The sequence below is a fragment of the Pseudarthrobacter sp. NPDC092419 genome, from assembly GCF_044755045.1.
Classification (GTDB): Bacteria; Actinomycetota; Actinomycetes; order Actinomycetales; family Micrococcaceae; genus Arthrobacter.
Window position 1 is genome coordinate 184319 of the sequence record NZ_JBIVQF010000005.1, and the last position, 19515, is coordinate 203833.

The window sequence follows — 19515 nt, forward strand, 5'->3', positions numbered from 1 at the left end:
CGGCGCATTCCTACGTCCTCTCCCACGAGAATACTAAGCGTACTTGGTATCAATGCCTCTGCCGGTTACGGTGGGACAAAGACCACTTACGCAGGAGGTTGCCGCCGCTGGAGTCCAGGGAAGGCGTGCAGCTGACGGCGCAGGAAAGCTCCTGGCTGAACTGCGCGGCCGAAACCCCGGCGATACCGTAGGCTTCAAGATCAAACGCGGGGACCAGAGCCTGGACATCCAGGCGGACCTCGCGGAACGGCCCACCAGTAGAACCACCCGATAGGAAGGTCAGAACATGAGCCACCCCAAGGAAGACGCAGACGCAGGCTTCATCGTCCCGGACCCGTCCAAGCTGCGCGAGGACATCCCCGGCGACGCCGGCGACGAAGCCAACGCAATCCGGTTCAGCGAAGAGCAGGCGCTGATCGAGGAGCAGTCCCACGGGCTCCGCCCGGACACCTACAGCGTTCCGTCCGGAGGCCCCACCATGGAGGAGGCCCGCGGCAACATGGACCTCTCTGACCAGAGCAGCACCGACCACGGCACGGGCCCCGAGGACGACAGCAGCGACGACGGACTGCACGCCGGAGCCGAGTCCTGACCATCCCATAAACGCCTAGGGGGTGCCCTGGAATCTTCCAGGGCACCCCCTAAGCTATTTTTTTGGTTTGCCGGCCCGGATCAGCTCCGTCCGGTCAGAGTTGGTACTCCGCCTGCGTCCCCAGGGTTTCGTGGACGCAGAGGATGTTGTGCTCGGTATCCATGAACCAGGCGCACTTCTCGGAGTCCGTGGTGCAGATGTGATTTTCAGTCCTCAGGTCGGGCAGATCGTAGTCCTGAAACTGCACTCCCCTGTCTTCCATCTCACGGACGGTCCGTTCAATGTCCGTCACCTCGAAGCTGAGAGCCGTGTGCTCCGAATGCTTGCCGTCCGTAACCGGCATCAACTGCAGCATCGGGCCGCCGTCAGTGCCGAGCAATTCGCTTCCATCGTCTGTCATACCGCGGTGCGGGAGTCCAAGTTTCTCCGTGTAGAAACTGTGGGCGCGGGCTGCATCATCGACTGGCAGGATGGTAGTGGCTGTGTTCAATCTCAATGTCATGTGGCCACCTCCTACGGGCAAAATTTTACGCCCGTCCGCCCCCAAAAACCCCCGGGATGCTCTATCACTTATGGTCCCTAACACCGGGTGTTAGGGACCATAAGTGATAGAGCGAGGGGGGCGGGGGTGGGTTACTTTTCCACAAGGGTCAGGACGTCGTAGGTGGCCACGATTTCGTCGTTCTGGTTGGTCAGGACGGCATCCCAAGAGACCTCGCCGTACTCATCCGTCTCGCGCGGGGTGATCTTCTTGGCGGTGAGCGTGACCCGGATGGAGTCGCCCGCGGCCACCGGCGTGATGAACCGCAGGTTCTCCAGCCCGTAGTTGGCCAGGACGGGGCCCGGAGCGGGCTCCACGAACAGCCCCGCGGCCCAGCTGAGCAGCAGGTACCCGTGCGCCACGATGCCCGGGAAGAACGGGTTGGCTTCCGCCGCTTCCTGGTTGGTGTGGGCGTAGAAGGTGTCTCCGGTCGAGTTGGCGAACGCTGTGATGTCCTCCAGGGTCACCTGGCGCAGCTCGGACCGGACGGCGTCGCCGATGCGGAGCGTGGACAGGTGCTTCCGGAACGGGTGCGTGCCCTCGGTTTCCACAGTGAAGTTTCGGTCCGCCCCGGTGTGCCAGATGCCGGTAACGGCGGTGAGCATGTTGGGCGAACCCTGGATGGCGGTGCGCTGCATGTGGTGCATGACGGAGCGGATGCCGCCGAGCTCTTCACCGCCGCCGGCACGCCCGGGGCCGCCATGGACCAGGTGCGGCACGGGTGAGCCGTGGCCGGTGGAGGTGCGGGCGTCCTCGCGGTTGAGCATCAGCACGCGGCCGTGGTGCGCTGCGATGCCGGTGACCAGTTCACGCGCCACATCTGGGTCGTTCGTGCACACGGACGCCACCAGGGAGCCGCCGCCCCGGGCGGCGAGGCGGACGGCGTCGGAAAGGTCCTCGTAGCCGATCACCGATGAAACCGGCCCGAAGGCCTCCAGCGAGTGGATCGCTTCCGCCTCGGGGTCCTGCCAGTTCAGTACCACCGGGGACATAAAGGCGCCTTCCTCCACAACGCCCGTGGCACCGTCAGCGGAGGTGACCGACGGCGAATCGAGCGTTCCGTACGCAAGCTCACCGCCGGCGTCGAGCATGGATTGCACGGCCGCGCGGACATCGTTAAGCTGCTCCACCGAGGCGAGCGCGCCCATGGTGACGCCCTCGGCCCGCGGATCGCCCAGGACAACGCGCTCGGAGATCCGCTTGCCGATGGCCGCGGACACGGCCGGGACCAGCTCCTGCGGCACGATGGCGCGGCGGATGGCGGTGCATTTCTGCCCGGCCTTGGCCGTCATTTCCGTGACAACCGACTTCACGAAGGCGTCGAACTCCGGCGTCCCTTCGACCGCGTCCGGGCCAAGGATGGCGGCGTTCAGGGAGTCGGTCTCGGAGGTGAAGCGGACACCGCCCTCCACCACGTTGCGGTGCGACTTCAGCGACTGCGCGGTGGACGCGGAGCCGGTGAAGGCCACGAGGTCGCGGTAGTCCAGGACGTCCAGCAGGCCACGAACGGAGCCGGAGACCAGCTGCAGCGAGCCCTTCGGCAGGATGTTGGATTCGATGATGGCCTTCACCACAGCGGCGGCAACGTAGCCGGTGGGGGTGGCGGGCTTGACGATGGTGGGGACGCCGGCGATGAAGGCGGGCGCCAGCTTCTCGAGCATGCCCCAGACCGGGAAGTTGAACGCGTTGATCTGTACGGCAACGCCGGGGATGCGCGTGTAGATGTGCTCGCCGGCGAACGAACCGTCCTTGGACAGGACCTCCATGGGGCCGTCCACCACCACCTGCGCATTAGGGAGCTCGCGGCGGCCCTTGGAGCCGAAGGTGAAGAGGACGCCGATGCCGCCGTCGATGTCGATCATGGAATCGATCTTGGTGGCGCCGGTCTGCGCCGAAAAAGCGTAGAAGTGCTCGCGGCGGGCGTTGAGGTACTGCGCCAGCTCCTTGAGTTTGAGCGCGCGCTGGTGGAAGGTCAGCTTGCCAAGTTCGGCCTGGCCGACGGTGCGGCCGTGCTCTACAACGGCGGCAAGGTCCAGGCCTCCCGTGCTGACCCGGGCCAGGAGCTCACCCGTGCTGGCGTCACGGACGGGGACAGCGGAAGCTGCCGAACCGGCGTCGGGCGTCCACCAGCGGTCCTGGACGAAACTGGGGACGGTCTCGACGGTGTCGACCGTGGCCTGGGGAGCTGTGGCAGTGGTGGTCATCGTTGACGGGTCCTTCCAACATGGGGGCAGACGAAGACGGTCGATCATTACTGACCGGCCGTTCGGTAATATATCTACAGTACATGAATGCGCCGTGGTGCACACTAGGAATTCGCACACCGGACGTTCCGCCAAGGCCGAGGAGAACCCATGACCGCGCACCACTCCCCCACAGACGCCGAGCTGTGGAAAATTACCCTCGGCGAGCTCGACGAGAAGATGGGCGTGAAGATCGTCGAGGAATCCGTCCAGCGGGTGGTGGCCACCATGCCGGTGGCGGGGAACCGGCAGTCGTTCGGCCTGCTGCACGGCGGGGCGTCCCTCGCCGTGGGCGAGGCAGTGGGCTCCTGGGCCGCCGTCATCCACGCCAGCACCCTCGGCAAGACCGCCGTGGGCGTGGACGTTTCGGCCACCCACCACCGGTCCGCGCGCGAAGGCCAGATCACCATCACCGCCACCCCCATCCACCTGGGCGGCACCCTCACCACGCACGAGGTGCTCATCACCAACGAAGCCGGCCAGCGCCTCTGCACGCTCCGCATCACCAACCTCCTGATGGAGAGGCGCACGCCCAAAAAGTAGGGTACTTAGTACTCGTGACGGCCGCGCCGGGCAGGCGTAGCCTACATCGGACACCCCCTTGTCCCCCCAGACGTCAAAGGAGAACCCGATGGACAACGTACGACGGCGGCGCCCGGCCTTAGCGGCCTTCCTCGCCATCCTGGCCATGGCACTTGGCTCCACGGCCATTCCGGCGGAAGCGGCACCCCCGCCGAAGGACGTGGATTATGTGGCCCTCGGCGATTCCTATACAGCAGGGACGGGTGCGGGCGCCTTTGTCCCGTCGGCGCCGTGCACGCAGACGGCCGGCGGCTACGTCGACCTTCTCGACGCCGTGGACCCGGTTTCCCTCGCCGGAAACGCGGCCTGCCACGGCGCACTGCTCGTGGATTCGTCGAACGGCGTTACCAGCGTCCAGGCCCAGCTCGGCGGCCTGGTGGCGAGCGGCCGGCTCTCCAGGGACACCGAGCTGGTCAGCGTCACCGCCGGCGCCAACGACATCGGGGTCAGCACCATCCTCTACGCCTGCGCCACCTCAACTCCGGAGGCCTGCACCGCTGCCACTTCCGCTGCGGCGGCTGCCCTCCCCGCCGTCCACGCCAACCTGGTCCAAACCTTCGCCGCCATCCAGAGCTACGCACCCCGGGCAAGGATCGCGGTGCTGGGCTACCCGATGCTTTTTGATGCATCGAGGGCGCCGCTCATTTCTCCGGCGGCACAAACCCTGGTCAACAGCGGAACGGCCGGGCTCAACCTGACCATCGCGTCCGCTGCGGCAACCGCCAAGAACCTGTTCGGCACGCAGGTCCAATACGTCGACGTCACAGCCCGGTTTGCAGGCCACGCCGTCAACTCAGCGGATCCGTGGATCTTCCTCGACAGCGGAAACCTGTTCGATCCCCGAAATTTCCATCCGAACGTGGCGGGACATAACGGGTATGCAGACGCACTGCTGGCCTCAGTCAGCCTGAAGCAGCTGGCCCGGGCGTAGCCGGTCCTAGGAGGGAACGCCATCCCCGGCTACGCTGGGCACAACACCAGCAGCGCGAGCCAAGGGAGTTCAGATGTCAGGTACCAACCCGGACCCGGACGACGACAAGATTACCGGCCTGGAACCCGGCGGCGGAGTGCCGCCGGGCGAAACACCCCCGGGTGAAGGCTCTGTGGCGGGCACCCAGGAGCCGCGCCAGCCCGGTTCCGGGAAGGGCCAGCAGGTGTTCTGGATAGCCGCCATCGGCGGCGGAGTGCTGTTGTTCCTGCTGTTCTTTATCGGCTACATCGTGGGGCTGTTCGGCTAGCTGCCGGCCGCCGGCCAGTCGAAGAACCCCTTGCCGGTTTTGCGCCCGAGTTCGCCTCGGGCCACCTTGTCCCTCAGGATCTGCGGCGGGGCGAACCGCTCGCCCAGGGTGGAGTGCAGGTATTCAGCGATACCGAGGCGGACATCCAGCCCTACGATATCGGTGGTCTTCAGTGGCCCGGTGGGGTGTTTGTAGCCCAGCACCATGGCGTTGTCGATGTCCTCGGCGGATGCCACGCCTTCCTCCACCATCCGCATCGCCTCCAGCGCAATGGCAACGCCAAGTCGCGAGGAGGCGAAGCCGGGAGCGTCATTGACGACGACGGCGGTCTTGCCGAGCGCCCCGACCCACCCCTTTGCCGCGGCAGCGAGTTCGGGAGACGTGCGCTCGCCCAGCACCACCTCGATTAGGGTGGACGCGGGGACTGGGTTGAAGAAGTGCAGGCCCAGGAAGTTCTGCGGCCGGGCCAGTTCCGCGGCGAGGCCGTTGACGGACAGCGACGAGGTGTTGGAGGCCAGGTACGCATCCGCGGCCAGCCGCTCCTCGATGCCGCGCAGCGAGGCGACCTTCAGGTCCCAGTCCTCGGGAACGGCTTCCACGACCAGCTGCCGGTCCTTGAAGGCGTCGTAGTCCACGCCGACGGCCAGCCGGGACACCATCTCGTCGAGGTTGGCATCCGTGGCGCCGCGCTCGATGCTTCTGGCAGCGGCGGACTCCACCCGCTCGCGTGCGGCTTCGGCGGACTGCTCGTCGCGTTCCACTACCAGCACCGCCGCGCCCTTGATGAGGAACGCATGCGCGATGCCGGCCCCCATCCGGCCGCCGCCGAGGACGCCGACGGCGTGGGGCAGGCCTGCGGGGAATTCCGAGTTGGTCATTGCTGGTCCTTCTTCTGTGATTTCTTGTCCAGGAACGCCTGCATGCGGTCGAACTTGGCCTGGGACTCAAAAAGGATTCCCTGGGCCAGCTGGTCGATCAGCGGGTGGGCCTCCGCGGGGGCGTGGAACACGGACTTGGTAATCCGCACGGCCAGCGGGTCCTGCCGGCCAATCCGGTCGGCCAGGCTATGGGCAGCGGCCATGAGTCCGTCCGCGTCATGGATTTCGGTGATGAGGTTGACCGCGAGGGCATCCTCGGCGCCGAGGATCCGGCCGGCCAGCAGGATCTGCTTGGCCACCGGCTCCCCCACAAGTTCCTTGAGCCGCCAGCTCGCGCCTGCCGCGGCCAGGATGCCCAGGCCGGTCTCGGGGTTGCCGATCTTGACCGAGGGCGTGCCGATCCGGAAGTCCGCGGCGTAGGCCAGCTCGGCGCCGCCGCCGAGACAGTAGCCGTCCAGGGCCGCGATCACGGGCATGGGCAGCTTCGCGATCCGCACGAAGATGGTGGAGTTGATTCCCTGCAGCGCGTCATCGCGCCGGCGTTCGCGGAGCTGGGCGATGTCCGCGCCCGAGGCGAAGACCCCTTCAACACCGGCGATGATCAGGACCTTCGGGTCCTGCTCCAGCGCGGCGCAAACAGTATGGAGTTCATCCACCATCTGCTGGTCGATCGCGTTGCGCACCTGCGGGCGGTTCAGCAGCACCACCACCCGGTCCGGGCGCTCTTCGACCAGCAGCGCCTCAAACTTTTCCGCGGCCAGGTCCACGGCGCCGGCCATCAGACCTTCTCCAACAGCATGGCCGTGCCCTGGCCCACGCCGATGCACATGGTGGCCAGGCCGATGCGGGCATCCTCGCGCTCCATCCGCCCCAGCAGCGTGATCGCGATCCGGGCCCCGCTGGAACCCAGCGGGTGCCCCAGGGCGATCGCGCCGCCGTCGTTATTCACGATCTCCGGATCCAGGCCCAGGCGCCGCATGCTCGCCAGCGACTGGGTGGCGAAAGCTTCGTTAAGTTCGACGGCGGCAAGGTCGCCAACGCTGTAGCCGCTCCGCTTGAGCACTTTCTGCGTGGCCGGAACCGGGCCGATACCCATGATTTCGGGCTCGCAGCCGGCGGAGGCACCGTCGATGATGCGGGCCCGCGGCACCAGGCCCAGTCGCTCGATGGCAGCTTCGGAGGCGACGATAATCGCCGAGGCGCCGTCGTTCAGGGTGGACGAATTGCCTGCGGTAACTACGGAGCCGCCCGGAATGACGGGGCGGAGCCCGGCGAGGACGTCCATGGTGGTGCCCTGGCGCGGACCTTCGTCGGTGTCCACCAGGGTCTCGGACTTCCGGGTCTTCACGGTCACGGGGACGATCTCGTCCCTGAAGCGTCCGGCTTCGATGGCCGCCAGCGCACGCTCGTGGGAGCGGACGGCGAACGCGTCGGCATCCTCGCGGGAGATGTTGTCCACCCGTGCCACCTCCTCGGCGGTTTCCGGCATGGAGTAGGTCATCTTGCCGTCGCGGGCGAGTTCGCCCTTCTGGAACTTCGGGTTGACGAAGCGCCAGCCGATGGAGGTGTCGAAGATCTGGCCGGGCTTGGCGAAGGCGGTGGCGGGCTTTTCCTGGACCCAAGGCGCGCGGCTCATGGACTCGACGCCGCCGGCGATGACGATGTCCGCGGCGCCTGCCTTGATCATCTGGCTGGCCTGGATGATGGCGCTGAGGCCGGAGGCACACAGCCGGTTCACGGTGATACCCGGGATGTGGAGGGGAAGTCCGGCAAGAAGGATGGCCATGCGGGCGACGTTGCGGTTTTCCTCGCCGGCTCCGTTGGCGTTTCCGAGGACCACCTCGTCGATGCTGTCCGGATCCAGCCCTGCCCGGGTGACGGCCTCGCGGACCACCAGGGCGGCGAGGTCATCGGGTCGGACGGACGAGAGCGCCCCTCCGTACCGGCCCACCGGAGTACGTACTCCGCCAACAAGGAAAGCCTGCGGCCCTGCGGTTGCAGCCATGGAAACACCCTTCACGCGATCAACAGCACTGTCTCGGCGGGCGGCACCGCGGGCATGACCCACTTACCGACCGTTCGTTCTGTAAATAGTACACGCCCCGCCGCCGCAAGACACCCCGGCCGCAGGCTAGGCTGATTCGGCCTTGGCCGCTATGTCCGCCAGGTCCCTGGCCAGCGCCTTGCGCGTTGCGGCCATGCCCAGCTTGCCGAAGAGTGCCATCAGGATGCGGCTGGCGGCAGTGGGCTTAATGATCTCCGCCCCGAAGGTCAGCGTCAGGTCGGTGCCGCCGTCGCGCGGGGACAGGCTGAACCGGGTGGTGTAATCGGCGCCGCCCTGCACAGCCTTGACCACCGTACTGCGGGCGGGTTCCGCCGATGCCACCCACATCTCCATGGTTTCAGAACGGCCGAACATTCTCCGGGTCTCGCGCCAGCGAGTGCCCTCGCCGTAGGGGCCATCGGTGAGCAGCTGCACCGATTCCACACCGCTGAGCGTCGCGGCGGAGCCTGGAATGTCGGTGATCACGGCCCATACGCTCTCCGGCGACGCCTGAATGTGCTGGGTGAGGGTGGTGGCATGTTCCATAGCTTTGAGCCTAGTCTGATTCCGCCTGGCGGGCTTGAAATAGTAAGCAAGCTTCGTGTTATGGTGAAACCGCATTGTTTGATCACCGGAAACGAAAGGAGGCCACCACCATGGGCCTCGGAGACAAGATCGGTAACGAAGCAGAAGACCTCGGCGGCAAGGCCAAGGAAGCTGCTGGCAACGCAACGGACAACGACCGCCTGAGGGCAGAGGGCCAGGCCGACCAGGTCAAGGCGGACGCCAAGAAGATCGGCGAGGACGTCAAGGACGAGTTCAAACGAGACTAAGGCCTTCCCGCCAGCGGCTGCGGCCGCTATGAAGGCAGCACGGCGGGCACCCCTGCGGGGGTGCCCGCCGATTTTCGTTGGCAGGGCGGCAGGAGGGGCTCCGCCCGGGACACCGCGCATCCGGCACGGAACGGGCATGGAAGGTAGGATCTTCCCTACGCCCAAGCCCTGAGCAGCGATGATCCGCGGCCGCAGGGCAAAACGCCCAAGCACCCGCCACTCCCCCTTGACGGTGCCTGGCAACAGCTACAGGAGGCCCTCCGCATGCCGGAACTCACACCCGCCCTCTCCGGGGAATGGCGCATCGACCCCGACCACTCGCGCATCGGGTTTTCCACCCGCCACGCCATGGTCACCAAGGTCCGCGGCGCCTTCAATGAGATCGACGGAACCATCATGGCCGACGCCGAGAATCCCCTTAAGTCGTCGGCGAAGGTCACCGTCAAGGTAGACAGCATCGACACGCGTAACGCCCAGCGCGACGAGCACCTCCGGACCAATGATTTCTTCGATGCGCCCACCCACCCCGAAATCACGTTCGAGAGCAACCGGGTGGACCAGATCGAAGAGGGCAACTTCATCGTCAGCGGCGACCTGACCATCCGCGGCGTCACTCAGGAAGTCAGCCTCCCCATCGAATTCCTCGGTGTGGAGCGGGACGCCTTCGGTTCCCTGCGCGCCGGTTTCGAGGGTTCGCGCCGGATCGACCGCCAGCAGTTCGGCGTCCGGTGGAACACCGCACTGGACTCCGGCGGGCTCATGGTCTCGGACAAGATCACGCTCGAGTTTGAAATCTCCGCGATCAAGGTCGAATCCTAGCCACCGCCAACCTGTACAAACGCCAACGGCGGGCCACCCGGGAAGGGCGGCCCGCCGTTCGTCGTCATTGCCGAAAGCGTTAGCTGAACAGCTCCGACTTCGGTTCGTTGTTCCTGACCTTCTGCCAGCCCAGCCACAGCAGCAGCGAGAACAGCGGAATGGTGGCCAGGGTCCAGAGGCCGAGGTGGAAGACCTCGCCGGACTTGCTGGTCATCGTGTCGAACCCGATCAGGATGGTGATCACCAGCAGGGAGGCCAGGCCCACCCAACTGCTCCACACACCGCCCGGTGCGGGCAGGGCAGAAACCTTGCCCTTCTTGGTGCGCAGCGCGATCTGGCTCGCGAAGATGGCACCCCAGGTGAAGATCACGCCGATCGACGCGGAGTTGAGGGCGAGATCGAACGCGTGGGAACCGCCCAGCCAGATGTTCAGCATGATGCCCACCAGGTACACAGCGCCGATGGCCAGGATGGCGGCATACGGCACGTGGTTCTTGGACATGCGGGTCAGCCATTCCGGCGCGTGGCCGTTATTGGCCATGGTGCGGAAGATCCGGCCGATCGAGTACAGGCCCGAGTTGCAGGAGGAGAGCGCGGCGGTGATGACGATCATGTTCATGACATCACCCATCCACGCCAGGCCCATCTGGCCGAACACGGTGACGAACGGCGAGGTGCCGGCCACGTACTGGTCAGAGGGCAGCAGCATCGCCAGCAGGGTGACGGAACCAACGTAGAACACCACAATGCGGAGCACGACGGCGCGGATCGCCTTGGGCACTTCCTTCGCCGGATCCTGCATTTCGCCGGCGGTGATGCCGACGAGCTCGATGCCGTTGTAGGCGAAGATCACCGCATTGAGCACCAGGATCATGACCAGTGCGCCCTTGGGGAACATGCCGCCTTCGGCAGCGAAGAGGTTGGCCACCGAGGCGTTGCCGTCACCCACCTGGGCGTTGGTGATGACCATGAAGCTACCCACGGCCAGGAAGATGACGATGGCGCCCACCTTGAGGCAGGAGGCCCAGAATTCGAACTCGCCAAACGCCTTGACACTCAGGAGGTTCACGCCCACCAGGAGGAGCAGCGCCGCGATCGCAGACATTTCAACCGGCACGTTGGGGAAGAAGAACTGGAAGTACAGGCCGATGGCGATGAGCTCGGCGATGCCGGTCATGGCCCAGTTGATGAAGTACATCCAGCCCGACAGGTACGCGCCCTTCTTGCCGAACATTTCGCCGGCGTAGCTGACGAAGGACCCGGAGGTCTGGCGGTACATGATGAGCTCGCCGAGGGCGCGCATCAGGAGGTAGGCGATGACGCCCGCAATGGCGTAGGAGAAGATCAGCGCGGGGCCGGTGGAGGCCAGCCGGCCGCCTGCACCCATGAAGAGTCCGACGCCGATTGCGCCGCCCATGGCGATCATGGTGACCTGGCGGCCGCTCAGGGCCTTCGCGTAGCCCTCAGCGCTGAGGGAAGAATCGAGGGCTGTGGATGGCGCCGCGGCGTTCTTGAGTTCTGTTGGAGTTTGGGACACAACTATTCCTTGTGGGTTGGGATTTTCGCCGCATTCGGTGATAGTATGACCTGGCTCACATATTCGGAATTTTGCTCGTGAGGCATCCGTTTATAAGCGCAATTGGGCACACCGCCGAAGCTCGAGCGGCCTATCCATCCTACAAGAAATTTCGTATGCCACCGTGACCGGGGCTACAGCCTGCGGTGGCTGGGCTCACGCGGCGCGTGCCGGAACCGCCTGCCGGCGCCGCTTCGCTTTGGCAATCCGGGTCCCGATCAGCCCCTGGCGGGGGCTGAAAAGGTACACCAGCGCGAACACCGTGCCCTGCGCGAGCACCACCATGGCGCCGGATGCGGTATCCAGGTAGTAGCTGAGATAAATGCCCGCCACCGAACATACTGCGGAAATCGAGGGCGCGATCAGCAGCATCCTGGAGAACCTGTGCGTCAGCAGATATGCCGTGGCACCGGGAATAATCAGCATGGCCACCACCAGCACCACGCCCACGGTCTGCAGTGCCACTACGGAGGTGAGCGCCAGCAGGCCCAGCAGGAGCGCACCAAGCCGCCGGGGCGAGAGCCCGATGGCGTGTGCGTGCGTGGGGTCGAACGCATACAGGGTGAGGTCGCGGCGCTTCAGGATGAGGATGACCAGGGCCACAGCACCCAGCACCAGCACCTGGATGAGGTCCGGGACGCTCACGCCCAGCAGGTTGCCGAAGATGATGTGGTTCAGGTCCGTCTGGCTTGGCGTGACGGAGATCAGCACCAGGCCCAGCGCGAACAACGAGGAGAACACGATCCCAATCGCAGCGTCCTCCTTGACCCTGGAGGTATTGCGGACCACCCCGATCAGCGTCACGGCCACCAGTGCGAACACCAGCGCCCCCAGCGCGAACGGTGCGCCCACAATGTAGGCGAGGACTACGCCGGGGAGGACCGCATGGGACACAGCGTCGCCCATCAGGGACCAGCCGATCAGCACCAGCCAGCAACTCAGGACAGCGGAGACAACGGCGGCAAGCACCGTGGTCAGCAGGGCCCGGACCATAAAGTCGTAGCCAAGTGGTTCCAGGAGCAGTTCCATCAGGCAGTCCGACCTTCCGTGCGGTGGGCTTCCTGGTCCAGGACATCAAGTCCAAACGCCATGGCGAGGTTTTCGGGCTGGAGCACCTCTTCGGGCGGGCCGTGCATGAGGACCCGGTGCATCAGCAGCACCGCCTCGTCGCACAGCCGCGGCAGTGCATGGAGGTCGTGGGTGGACACCAGGATGGTGCAGCCGTCCGCCGCAAGCTCGCGCAGCAGCCGGGTGATGGTGGCTTCGGAGCGCTTGTCCACGCCGGCGAAGGGTTCGTCCAACAGCATGGTCGTGGCGCCCTGGGCGATCCCGCGGGCCACGAAGGCGCGCTTCTTCTGGCCGCCGGAGAGCTGCCCGATCTGCCGCCCTGCAAAGTCCTGCAGTTCCACCCGCTCCAACGCGTCGTCCACCGCCTCCCGGTCCGCCTTGGACGCGCGGCGGGTGAAGCCCTGATGCCCGTATCGGCCCATCATCACCACGTCCCGGACGGACAGCGGGAACTGCCAGTCCACGTCCTCGCTCTGCGGCACGTAGCCGATCCCCCCTTCCCTGCGCGCCGCGGAGGGCGGCTGTCCGTGGATCCGGACCGTGCCGGCGTCGGGCTTCACCATTCCCATGATGGCCTTGAAGAGAGTGGACTTGCCGGAGCCGTTCATCCCCACCAGCCCGCAGACCCGCGCCGGTTCCAGGGAGAGCGATGCCGAGTCCAGCGCCAGGACATCGCCGTAATGGACGGTGACGCGGTCGACCAGGATGGCGGGGGAGGTCATGATGCCGCCCCGGTCAGTGCCCGGACGATTACGTCCGCATCATGGCGGATGAGGTCGAGATAGGTGGGAACGGGCCCGTCCGCTTCGGACAGCGAGTCGACGTAGAGCGTGCCGCCGAATGCCGCGTCGGTGGCGCCCACTACCTGCTGCATGGGCGCGTCGGAAACCGTGGACTCACAGAAGACGGCCGGAACCCGGTGCGCCTTGACGTATTCAATGGCTCGGGCGATCTGCTGCGGCGTAGCCTGCTGCTCGGCGTTCACAGCCCAGATATACACCTCTTTGAGCCCGGCGTCCCGCGCCAGGTAGGAGAAGGCACCCTCACAGGTGACCAGTGCGCGCTGCGCTTTGGGCAGGGCCGAGAGCCTGGTGGTCAACTGGTCCTGCACAGCCTGCAGCTCGGCCTTGTATGCCTCCCCGTTGGCTTTGAAGGTATCCGCATTCTCCGGGTCCAGGTCGGAGAACGCCTTGACCATGTTGTCCACGTAGATCTGCACGTTCAGCGGCGACATCCACGCGTGCGGGTTCGGCTTGCCCTCGTAAGAGTCCTCGCTGATGTCCATCACTTCCACACCATCGCTGACCACCGCGTGGGGCACGTCCAGGCCCTCCACGAACTGGGCGAACCAGGCTTCCAGGTTCAGCCCGTTGTCCAGGATCAGGTCAGCCTTGGAAGCCTTCCGGATGTCGCCGGGGGTAGGTTCGTAGCCGTGGATTTCCGCGCCCACCTTGGTGATCGATTCCACCGTCAGCTTGTCCCCCGCAACGTTACGGGCGACGTCGGCCAGCACGGTGAAGGTGGTGAGGACCACCGGCTTGCCGCTCCCGCCCACCTCGGGGCCCCCGCCGCAGGCGGTGAGGAAGAGGGAAAGCGCGACGGCGGCAGCGGCTGCGGCGCGCAGGAGAACCCTCGGACGAGGGCGAGCGTGGGGCGCAGGATTCGGAGCAGCTACTTTGGCGCACCGAAACAAATTTTTAGGCATACCGAATATTCTAGTGGATGTCCGATTCGCCCTGCAACGCTCCACCGCCTCCCAACCAGGTAGCGCCAAGTGCCGCTTTGGACCCTCAAAACGGCACTTAGCGCGACCTGGTTGGGAGATAGGGTGGACATATGCGTACCGCCCGCCGGCTTCCGCCGGCACCCGATCCCCGGATGTACCGTTTCTCGCGCCTGGATTACTCGGCACTCGGTGCTTATGTCGCCATCGGGGTAGTGTTCGGGATCGCGGCGGGACTATTGGAACCGTTCCTGCGCAGCCTGGCCCCGTCCCCCGCGGCCCTCTCCTACGTCGTGAACCTGTTCTTTTATGCCTCCGTGGGAATATTGGCCCTGCTCGCAGCCCGGAAGGTAGTGCACCGTGACCTTCAGGTCCTGGCCACCCGCCCCTGGTTCACGCTGCTGATGGTGCCCGCCGCCGTCGTCGGAATGCTCATCCTGACTGCCCTCCTGGTTTCCTGGGTAGGCGAAAGCCAGACGTCCGCCAACCAGGAAGGCCTGCAGGAGCTCATGCAGCAGGTCCCGGCCTGGCTCATGGTGCCGCTGCTGGTGGTGGTGGGTCCGTTCGTGGAGGAATACATCTTCCGGCACCTGCTGATCGGCAAGCTGAGCCGGCGCCTGAACACCTGGCTCTGCTGCGCCCTGTCCGTCATCCTGTTCGCAGGCATCCACATCGCCGGCCAGGAAGCCATCACCCTGACAGCACTCATGCCGTATATCGCCATGGGGGCCACACTGGTTTTCGTGTATGTCTGGACCGGAAAGAACCTGATGTTCTCCTACTTCGTGCACGCCGCGAAGAACCTGCTGGCCGTGGTCTTCCTCTATGCCATCCCGCCGGAGGTCTTCGACCAGCTGCAGCAGGTCCAGCCCTAAGCCAGGCTCACGCCCAACATGAGGGTGCCGAAAGGGTTCCGCGCCGGGCTGGGCGGCCGTAGCGTGGGCACATGGGACTCACTATCCAGATCGTCGTTGACTGCCGGCAGCCGCACCAGCTCGCGGACTGGTGGGCGGAGACGCTGCAGTGGTCGGTGGAGCCGCAGGATGAGGCCTTCATTCGCTCCATGGTCAGCCAGGGGTACGCCACGGAGGACCAGACCATGACCCATCGCGGCAACCTGGTGTGGAAGGACGGTGCGGCCATCCGTCCGCCGGAGGAAATCGACGCCAAAGCCCCCGCCCGGCGCATCCTCTTCCAGTCCGGCGTGGAGGAGAAGTCCGTCAAGAACCGGGTGCACTGGGACGTCAATCTCGCAGGCCGGGACAAGGACGAAGCCCGGCGGGAGCTCGAAGCCCGAGGCGCCACGTACCTCTGGTCCGCCAGCCAGGGGCCGCATTCGTGGCACACGATGGCAGACCCCGAAGGGAACGAGTTCTGCATCAGTTGAGGCCGATTACTAGACTTGGACGGTGAGCAACCAAATCCCGTCCAAAGTGTCCGACATTTTCGATCCCACCCGCTGGCGCCTGGTGTCCGGATTTGAGGACTTCCAGGACATGACCTACCACCGCCAGGTGGAACGGGACAGCGATGGCCAATGGGTCCGGGACCTGCCCACGGTCCGGATCGCCTTCAACCGGCCCGAAGTCCGGAACGCCTTCCGGCCGGGAACCGTGGACGAGCTCTACCGCGCCATGGACCACGCCCGCATGACGCCGGACGTTGCCACCGTGCTGCTCACCGGCAACGGCCCCTCCCCCAAGGACGGCGGCCACTCGTTCTGCTCCGGCGGCGACCAGCGGATCCGCGGCCGGGATGGCTACCGCTACGCAGACGGCGAAACCCAGGAGACCATCGACCCGGCCCGTGCCGGTCGCCTACACATTCTGGAAGTCCAGCGGCTGATGCGCACCATGCCCAAGGTGGTCATCGCCGTCGTCAACGGCTGGGCCGCCGGCGGCGGACACTCGCTGCACGTGGTCAGCGACCTGACCATCGCATCCCGCGAGCACGGTAAATTCAAGCAGACTGATGCCACGGTGGGCAGCTTTGACGCTGGCTACGGCTCGGCCCTGCTCGCCCGGCAGATCGGCCAGAAGGCCGCCCGCGAGATCTTCTTCCTGGCCCGCGAATATTCCGCCGAGGACATGGTCCGGATGGGTGCCGTGAACGAATCCGTGGACCACGACCGGCTCGAAGAGGTCGCTCTGGAGTATGCGGCGGACATCGCCCGCCAGTCGCCGCAGGCCATCCGGATGCTTAAATTTGCCTTCAACCTGGCCGACGACGGACTGGCCGGCCAGCAGGTTTTCGCCGGCGAAGCCACCCGCCTGGCCTACATGACGGATGAGGCCGTGGAGGGCAAGGAGGCCTTCCTGCAGAAGCGCGACCCAGACTGGTCCAGCTTCCCGCACTACTTCTAAGTCAGGAGCGGCATATGAACAGCGAACCGTCCGCCGGGGTCCCCCTCAATGTCGAACCCGCGCTGAAGGCTCTCTCGGCCGCCCTCCACGGTGAGGGTCCCGCCGTCGAACTCTCGGTCGATGCCACCGGGGAACTGATGGTGGGGCATGTGGAGACGCCCGGTTGCGACGACGCCGTGGTGGTGGTCCGCACCTCCGGTTCCACAGGCGCGCCCAAAGCCGCCGTGCTCACCGTGGAGTCGCTGGCCGCGTCCTCGATGGCCACCGCGATCGCACTCAAGGGCGAGGGCCAGTGGCTGCTCGCGCTGCCTATCCAGTATGTGGCCGGCGTCCAGGTGCTGGTCAGGTCGCTTTTTGCAGGGACCCGGCCCTGGGTGATGGACATGTCCGGCGGGTTCACCCCACAGGCCTTCACGGCGGCGGCACTGGAACTGACGGACACCATCCGTTTCACCTCGCTGGTCCCCACCCAGCTCCAGCGACTCCTGCAGGACCCTGCGCCGGACACGCTCGCCGTACTGCGCCGCTTCAACGCGGTGCTGCTGGGCGGAGCCCCGGCACCGGCACCGCTCATGGCGGCCGCCCGCGATGCCGGTGTGCGGGTCATCAGCACCTACGGCTCCGCGGAAACCTGCGGCGGCTGCGTCTATGACGGCTACCCGCTGGAGGGCGTCTCCGTGCGCGTGGACCCGGACGGCCGGATCCTCCTGGGCGGCGACACCATCGCTGCCGGTTACTTGGAGGCGCCGGACCTGGAAACGGGCATCTTCTTCGAGGAGGGCGGCGTCCGCTGGTACCGCACCAGTGATCTGGGCCGCCTGGACGACGACGGCCGGCTCACCGTGCTGGGCCGCGCCGACGACGTGATCATCACCGGAGGCATCAAGGTGTCCGCGGCGCGGGTCCAGGAAGAGCTTGAAAAGTCCGACGGCGTGAGCGCAGCTTTCGTGGCCGGCGTACCGTCCGCCGAATGGGGCCAGGCCGTGACTGCCTATGTGGCGCTGGCGCCGGGCGCCGTCCCGGAACAGCCGGGAACCGGACCGGAGCTGCAGAGCGCAGGTTTGGCAGAGCGTGGTGCCGCGCTGGAGGAGCAGTGGCACCGCACGCTGGGTCTCCTGGCCCCTAAGACCGTCCTGCCCGCGCCGGAGCTGCTCATGCTCCCGAACGGGAAGCCGGACCGCCTGGCCATGACCGCGAAACTGAATGCACTGCACCGGGGAAAGTAAAGTGGATCTGCACCATAGCGGCGGAAGCACCATCCCCCGTCCTGCCGCACTTCCGAGCCAACACGAGGTACTGACCGTGGCCACAGCCGCACAATGGATCAAGGGCGCCCGCCTTCGCACGCTTCCGGCGGCGATCGCGCCGGTGCTGATCGGTTCCGCCGCAGCCTATGAGATGGATTCATTCCTTTTGCTGAATGCAATCCTGGCGGCGCTGGTGGCGCTCCTGCTGCAGGTGGGCGTGAACTTCGCGAATGATTACTCGGACGGCATCCGCGGAACCGACGACGACCGGGTGGGCCCGCTGCGGCTGGTGGGCTCGGGCGCCGCCGAACCCGACCACGTCAAATATGCCGCGTTCGGCGCCTTCGCCGCGGCGATGGCCTGCGGGCTCATCCTCGTTGTCATCACCCAGAGCTGGTGGCTGATCCTGGTGGGGCTGGGCTGCGTCATGGCCGCCTGGGGCTATACCGGTGGCAAGAACCCTTACGGCTACCTGGGACTGGGCGACGTCTTCGTGTTCGTTTTCTTTGGCCTGGTGGCCACCTTGGGCACCACCTACACGCAGGCCGGCCAGATCAACCTGCCCGCCATCATCGGTGCGGTGGGCACCGGCCTGATTGCCACAGCGCTGCTGATGGCCAACAACGTCCGTGACATTCCCACGGACATCCAGGCCGGCAAAAAGACCCTGGCCGTCCGTCTGGGCGACAAGCACGCCCGCGAGAGCTACGTCCTGATGCTCGCCGTGGCCATCCTGCTGGTGGTGGTGCTGGCTCCGGGACGGCCGTGGATGCTGATCGTCCTGCTGCTCATCCCCGCCTGCCTGATGCCGGCCTGGCTCATGATCAACGGCCGCAAGCGCAAGAGCCTGATCCCCGTCCTGAAGCAGACGGGCCTGATCAACCTCGGGTACAGCGTGCTGTTCTCAGCGGGACTTGTGCTCAGCCACGGGCTCTAGCGGTACGGGATCCAGCAGTACGGGTCCAGCCACGGAACCGGGCGCTACGGGTTCTTGCGCTCCGTGGCGTCGTTGCGGATGGTGGCGTCCGGGTTGGCGTCCAGCAAAGTATCTTCGGCGTCTGCATCCTGAACCTCGCCGGCGGAGCGTATGGGCTTGGCCTTGCCGGAGAAGCGGTGGTGCAGGGCGGCAGCAGCTTCATCCCGCTGCTTCTGGAAGAACAGGTAGCTTACGGCGAAGGCGATGAGTGCAGCCGCCACCACAGACATCAATGCGCCCAGCTGCAGGAACAGGAAGAGCACGAACAGGGGCACAAAGAGTGCCAAACGGATCAGGGAATATTTCAAAACGGCCACTATTCAAGTTTAGCCGCCTCCGCCGGAAGCCCCTGCTCCCGCGGGCTATAGACTTGATGGCATGCTCCTCCGTGTGGCTCTGGCCGTCGCAGTCCTCGTCATCTTCGTGTATGGCCTGGTGGACGTGATCCGCACTGATGCCCGCCTCACCCGGGGCATCTCCAAGCCCGCCTGGATCGTGGTCATGATCGTGTTGCCCGTACTGGGCGCAATCCTGTGGCTGCTGATGGGCCGGCCCCGCGGCGGTTCGGCCCAGCCGCAGACCTACCGGCACCCGACGGCGCCCGACGACGATCCTGATTTCCTCCGCAACCTTGAGGCCCGCCGCCGCAACCAGGCCGAGGCGGCCCGGCTGCAGAAGCTGAAGGATGAGCTGGAAGCGAAGGCGCGGGAACAGCGCAACGGCCACGACCCCCGCGACACGGGCGGCCGCGACACCGGCACTCCGGGCCCCCAGGAGCCCTAAACCTGCAGG

24 protein-coding genes are annotated in these 19515 nt (G+C 66.0%); 13 read left to right on the forward strand and 11 right to left on the reverse strand.

What is annotated here, in order from left to right; all coding sequences use genetic code 11:
- Positions 1 to 43: 43 nt before the first annotated feature.
- Both ACIQC0_RS10380 and ACIQC0_RS10385 read left to right on the forward strand, forming a co-directional pair.
- The gene (locus ACIQC0_RS10380; RefSeq protein ID WP_400534753.1) at positions 44 to 274 is read left to right on the forward strand and encodes a hypothetical protein; all 231 of its coding nucleotides are present in this window, start codon (positions 44 to 46) and stop codon (positions 272 to 274) included.
- A gap of 12 nt (positions 275 to 286) precedes the next feature.
- Positions 287 to 592 (forward strand): hypothetical protein, encoded by a 306-nt coding sequence (locus tag ACIQC0_RS10385; protein ID WP_400534755.1) that lies wholly within the window; start codon positions 287 to 289, stop codon positions 590 to 592.
- Positions 593 to 686: 94 nt separating this feature from the next.
- Here ACIQC0_RS10385 and ACIQC0_RS10390 read toward each other — a convergent pair whose 3' ends face one another.
- Both ACIQC0_RS10390 and paaZ read right to left on the reverse strand, forming a co-directional pair.
- On the reverse strand, positions 687 to 1094 hold the full coding sequence (locus ACIQC0_RS10390; protein WP_377214416.1) for a VOC family protein: 408 nt from the start codon (positions 1092 to 1094) through the stop codon (positions 687 to 689).
- Between the two features lie 131 nt (positions 1095 to 1225).
- Positions 1226 to 3337 carry a phenylacetic acid degradation bifunctional protein PaaZ gene (gene paaZ, locus ACIQC0_RS10395; RefSeq protein WP_400534757.1) on the reverse strand — a complete coding sequence of 704 codons (2112 nt, stop codon included), beginning with the start codon at positions 3335 to 3337 and terminating at the stop codon, positions 1226 to 1228.
- 150 nt (positions 3338 to 3487) lie between these two features.
- Here paaZ and ACIQC0_RS10400 point away from each other — a divergent pair, with 150 nt between their 5' ends.
- The 3 genes from ACIQC0_RS10400 to ACIQC0_RS10410 all read left to right on the forward strand — a co-directional run bounded on the left by ACIQC0_RS10400 (position 3488) and on the right by ACIQC0_RS10410 (position 5196).
- A complete protein-coding gene (locus ACIQC0_RS10400) occupies positions 3488 to 3919 on the forward strand; it encodes a PaaI family thioesterase (protein WP_377214414.1) in 432 nt (143 codons plus the stop codon).
- 88 nt (positions 3920 to 4007) lie between these two features.
- Positions 4008 to 4889, forward strand: a complete 882-nt coding sequence (locus ACIQC0_RS10405; protein ID WP_377214413.1) for an SGNH/GDSL hydrolase family protein — start codon at positions 4008 to 4010, stop codon at positions 4887 to 4889.
- A gap of 73 nt (positions 4890 to 4962) precedes the next feature.
- Positions 4963 to 5196 carry a DUF6480 family protein gene (locus ACIQC0_RS10410; RefSeq protein WP_377214412.1) on the forward strand — a complete coding sequence of 78 codons (234 nt, stop codon included), beginning with the start codon at positions 4963 to 4965 and terminating at the stop codon, positions 5194 to 5196.
- Here the strand turns inward: ACIQC0_RS10410 and ACIQC0_RS10415 are convergent.
- The 4 genes from ACIQC0_RS10415 to ACIQC0_RS10430 all read right to left on the reverse strand — a co-directional run bounded on the left by ACIQC0_RS10415 (position 5193) and on the right by ACIQC0_RS10430 (position 8664).
- Complete coding sequence (locus ACIQC0_RS10415; RefSeq protein ID WP_377214411.1) at positions 5193 to 6074, reverse strand: 3-hydroxyacyl-CoA dehydrogenase family protein; 882 nt, start codon at positions 6072 to 6074, stop codon at positions 5193 to 5195. The two genes, ACIQC0_RS10410 and ACIQC0_RS10415, sit on opposite strands and share 4 nt — an antisense overlap.
- Entirely contained in the window at positions 6071 to 6853 is a 783-nt protein-coding gene (locus ACIQC0_RS10420; RefSeq protein WP_377214410.1) for an enoyl-CoA hydratase/isomerase family protein, read from the reverse strand. The genes ACIQC0_RS10415 and ACIQC0_RS10420 overlap by 4 nt, the downstream gene beginning before the upstream one ends.
- Positions 6853 to 8079, reverse strand: coding sequence for a thiolase family protein (locus ACIQC0_RS10425; RefSeq protein ID WP_377214409.1), 1227 nt, complete (start codon positions 8077 to 8079; stop codon positions 6853 to 6855). The genes ACIQC0_RS10420 and ACIQC0_RS10425 overlap by 1 nt, the downstream gene beginning before the upstream one ends.
- A 126-nt stretch (positions 8080 to 8205) precedes the next feature.
- Entirely contained in the window at positions 8206 to 8664 is a 459-nt protein-coding gene (locus ACIQC0_RS10430) for an SRPBCC family protein (RefSeq protein ID WP_377214408.1), read from the reverse strand.
- Between the two features lie 110 nt (positions 8665 to 8774).
- Between ACIQC0_RS10430 and ACIQC0_RS10435 the strand changes: the two genes are divergently transcribed.
- A complete protein-coding gene (locus ACIQC0_RS10435; RefSeq protein ID WP_377214407.1) occupies positions 8775 to 8951 on the forward strand; it encodes a CsbD family protein in 177 nt (58 codons plus the stop codon).
- A 264-nt stretch (positions 8952 to 9215) separates the two neighbouring features.
- Entirely contained in the window at positions 9216 to 9770 is a 555-nt protein-coding gene (locus ACIQC0_RS10440) for a YceI family protein (protein ID WP_377214406.1), read from the forward strand.
- 79 nt (positions 9771 to 9849) lie between these two features.
- Here the strand turns inward: ACIQC0_RS10440 and ACIQC0_RS10445 are convergent, their stop codons facing one another.
- From ACIQC0_RS10445 to ACIQC0_RS10460, 4 genes are all read right to left on the reverse strand, one after another.
- Positions 9850 to 11313, reverse strand: a complete 1464-nt coding sequence (locus ACIQC0_RS10445) for an amino acid permease (protein WP_400534835.1) — start codon at positions 11311 to 11313, stop codon at positions 9850 to 9852.
- Between the two features lie 189 nt (positions 11314 to 11502).
- Complete coding sequence (locus tag ACIQC0_RS10450; RefSeq protein ID WP_400534762.1) at positions 11503 to 12375, reverse strand: metal ABC transporter permease; 873 nt, start codon at positions 12373 to 12375, stop codon at positions 11503 to 11505.
- Positions 12375 to 13136, reverse strand: a complete 762-nt coding sequence (locus tag ACIQC0_RS10455; protein WP_377214404.1) for a metal ABC transporter ATP-binding protein — start codon at positions 13134 to 13136, stop codon at positions 12375 to 12377. The genes ACIQC0_RS10450 and ACIQC0_RS10455 overlap by 1 nt, the downstream gene beginning before the upstream one ends.
- Positions 13133 to 14119: a metal ABC transporter substrate-binding protein gene (locus ACIQC0_RS10460; protein WP_377214403.1), complete on the reverse strand. Its 987-nt coding sequence runs from the start codon at positions 14117 to 14119 to the stop codon at positions 13133 to 13135. Before ACIQC0_RS10460 ends, ACIQC0_RS10455 begins: the two co-directional genes overlap by 4 nt.
- A 131-nt stretch (positions 14120 to 14250) precedes the next feature.
- Here ACIQC0_RS10460 and ACIQC0_RS10465 point away from each other — a divergent pair, with 131 nt between their 5' ends.
- The 5 genes from ACIQC0_RS10465 (at position 14251) to ACIQC0_RS10485 (ending at position 18684) form a co-directional block, all read left to right on the forward strand.
- Positions 14251 to 15012, forward strand: coding sequence for a CPBP family intramembrane glutamic endopeptidase (locus tag ACIQC0_RS10465; RefSeq protein ID WP_377214402.1), 762 nt, complete (start codon positions 14251 to 14253; stop codon positions 15010 to 15012).
- A gap of 71 nt (positions 15013 to 15083) precedes the next feature.
- A complete protein-coding gene (locus ACIQC0_RS10470; protein ID WP_377214401.1) occupies positions 15084 to 15524 on the forward strand; it encodes a VOC family protein in 441 nt (146 codons plus the stop codon).
- A 22-nt stretch (positions 15525 to 15546) separates the two neighbouring features.
- The gene (locus ACIQC0_RS10475) at positions 15547 to 16500 is read left to right on the forward strand and encodes a 1,4-dihydroxy-2-naphthoyl-CoA synthase (RefSeq protein WP_377214400.1); all 954 of its coding nucleotides are present in this window, start codon (positions 15547 to 15549) and stop codon (positions 16498 to 16500) included.
- A gap of 14 nt (positions 16501 to 16514) precedes the next feature.
- Positions 16515 to 17726: an AMP-binding protein gene (locus ACIQC0_RS10480; RefSeq protein WP_377214399.1), complete on the forward strand. Its 1212-nt coding sequence runs from the start codon at positions 16515 to 16517 to the stop codon at positions 17724 to 17726.
- Positions 17727 to 17802: 76 nt separating this feature from the next.
- The gene (locus ACIQC0_RS10485; protein WP_377214915.1) at positions 17803 to 18684 is read left to right on the forward strand and encodes a 1,4-dihydroxy-2-naphthoate polyprenyltransferase; all 882 of its coding nucleotides are present in this window, start codon (positions 17803 to 17805) and stop codon (positions 18682 to 18684) included.
- 44 nt (positions 18685 to 18728) lie between these two features.
- Here the strand turns inward: ACIQC0_RS10485 and ACIQC0_RS10490 are convergent, their stop codons facing one another.
- Entirely contained in the window at positions 18729 to 19040 is a 312-nt protein-coding gene (locus tag ACIQC0_RS10490; RefSeq protein WP_377214398.1) for a DUF4229 domain-containing protein, read from the reverse strand.
- Between the two features lie 61 nt (positions 19041 to 19101).
- On the opposite strand from ACIQC0_RS10490, the gene ACIQC0_RS10495 reads away from it, so the two are divergent.
- Positions 19102 to 19506 carry a PLDc N-terminal domain-containing protein gene (locus ACIQC0_RS10495; protein WP_377214397.1) on the forward strand — a complete coding sequence of 135 codons (405 nt, stop codon included), beginning with the start codon at positions 19102 to 19104 and terminating at the stop codon, positions 19504 to 19506.
- The last annotated feature ends 9 nt before the right edge of the window (positions 19507 to 19515 follow it).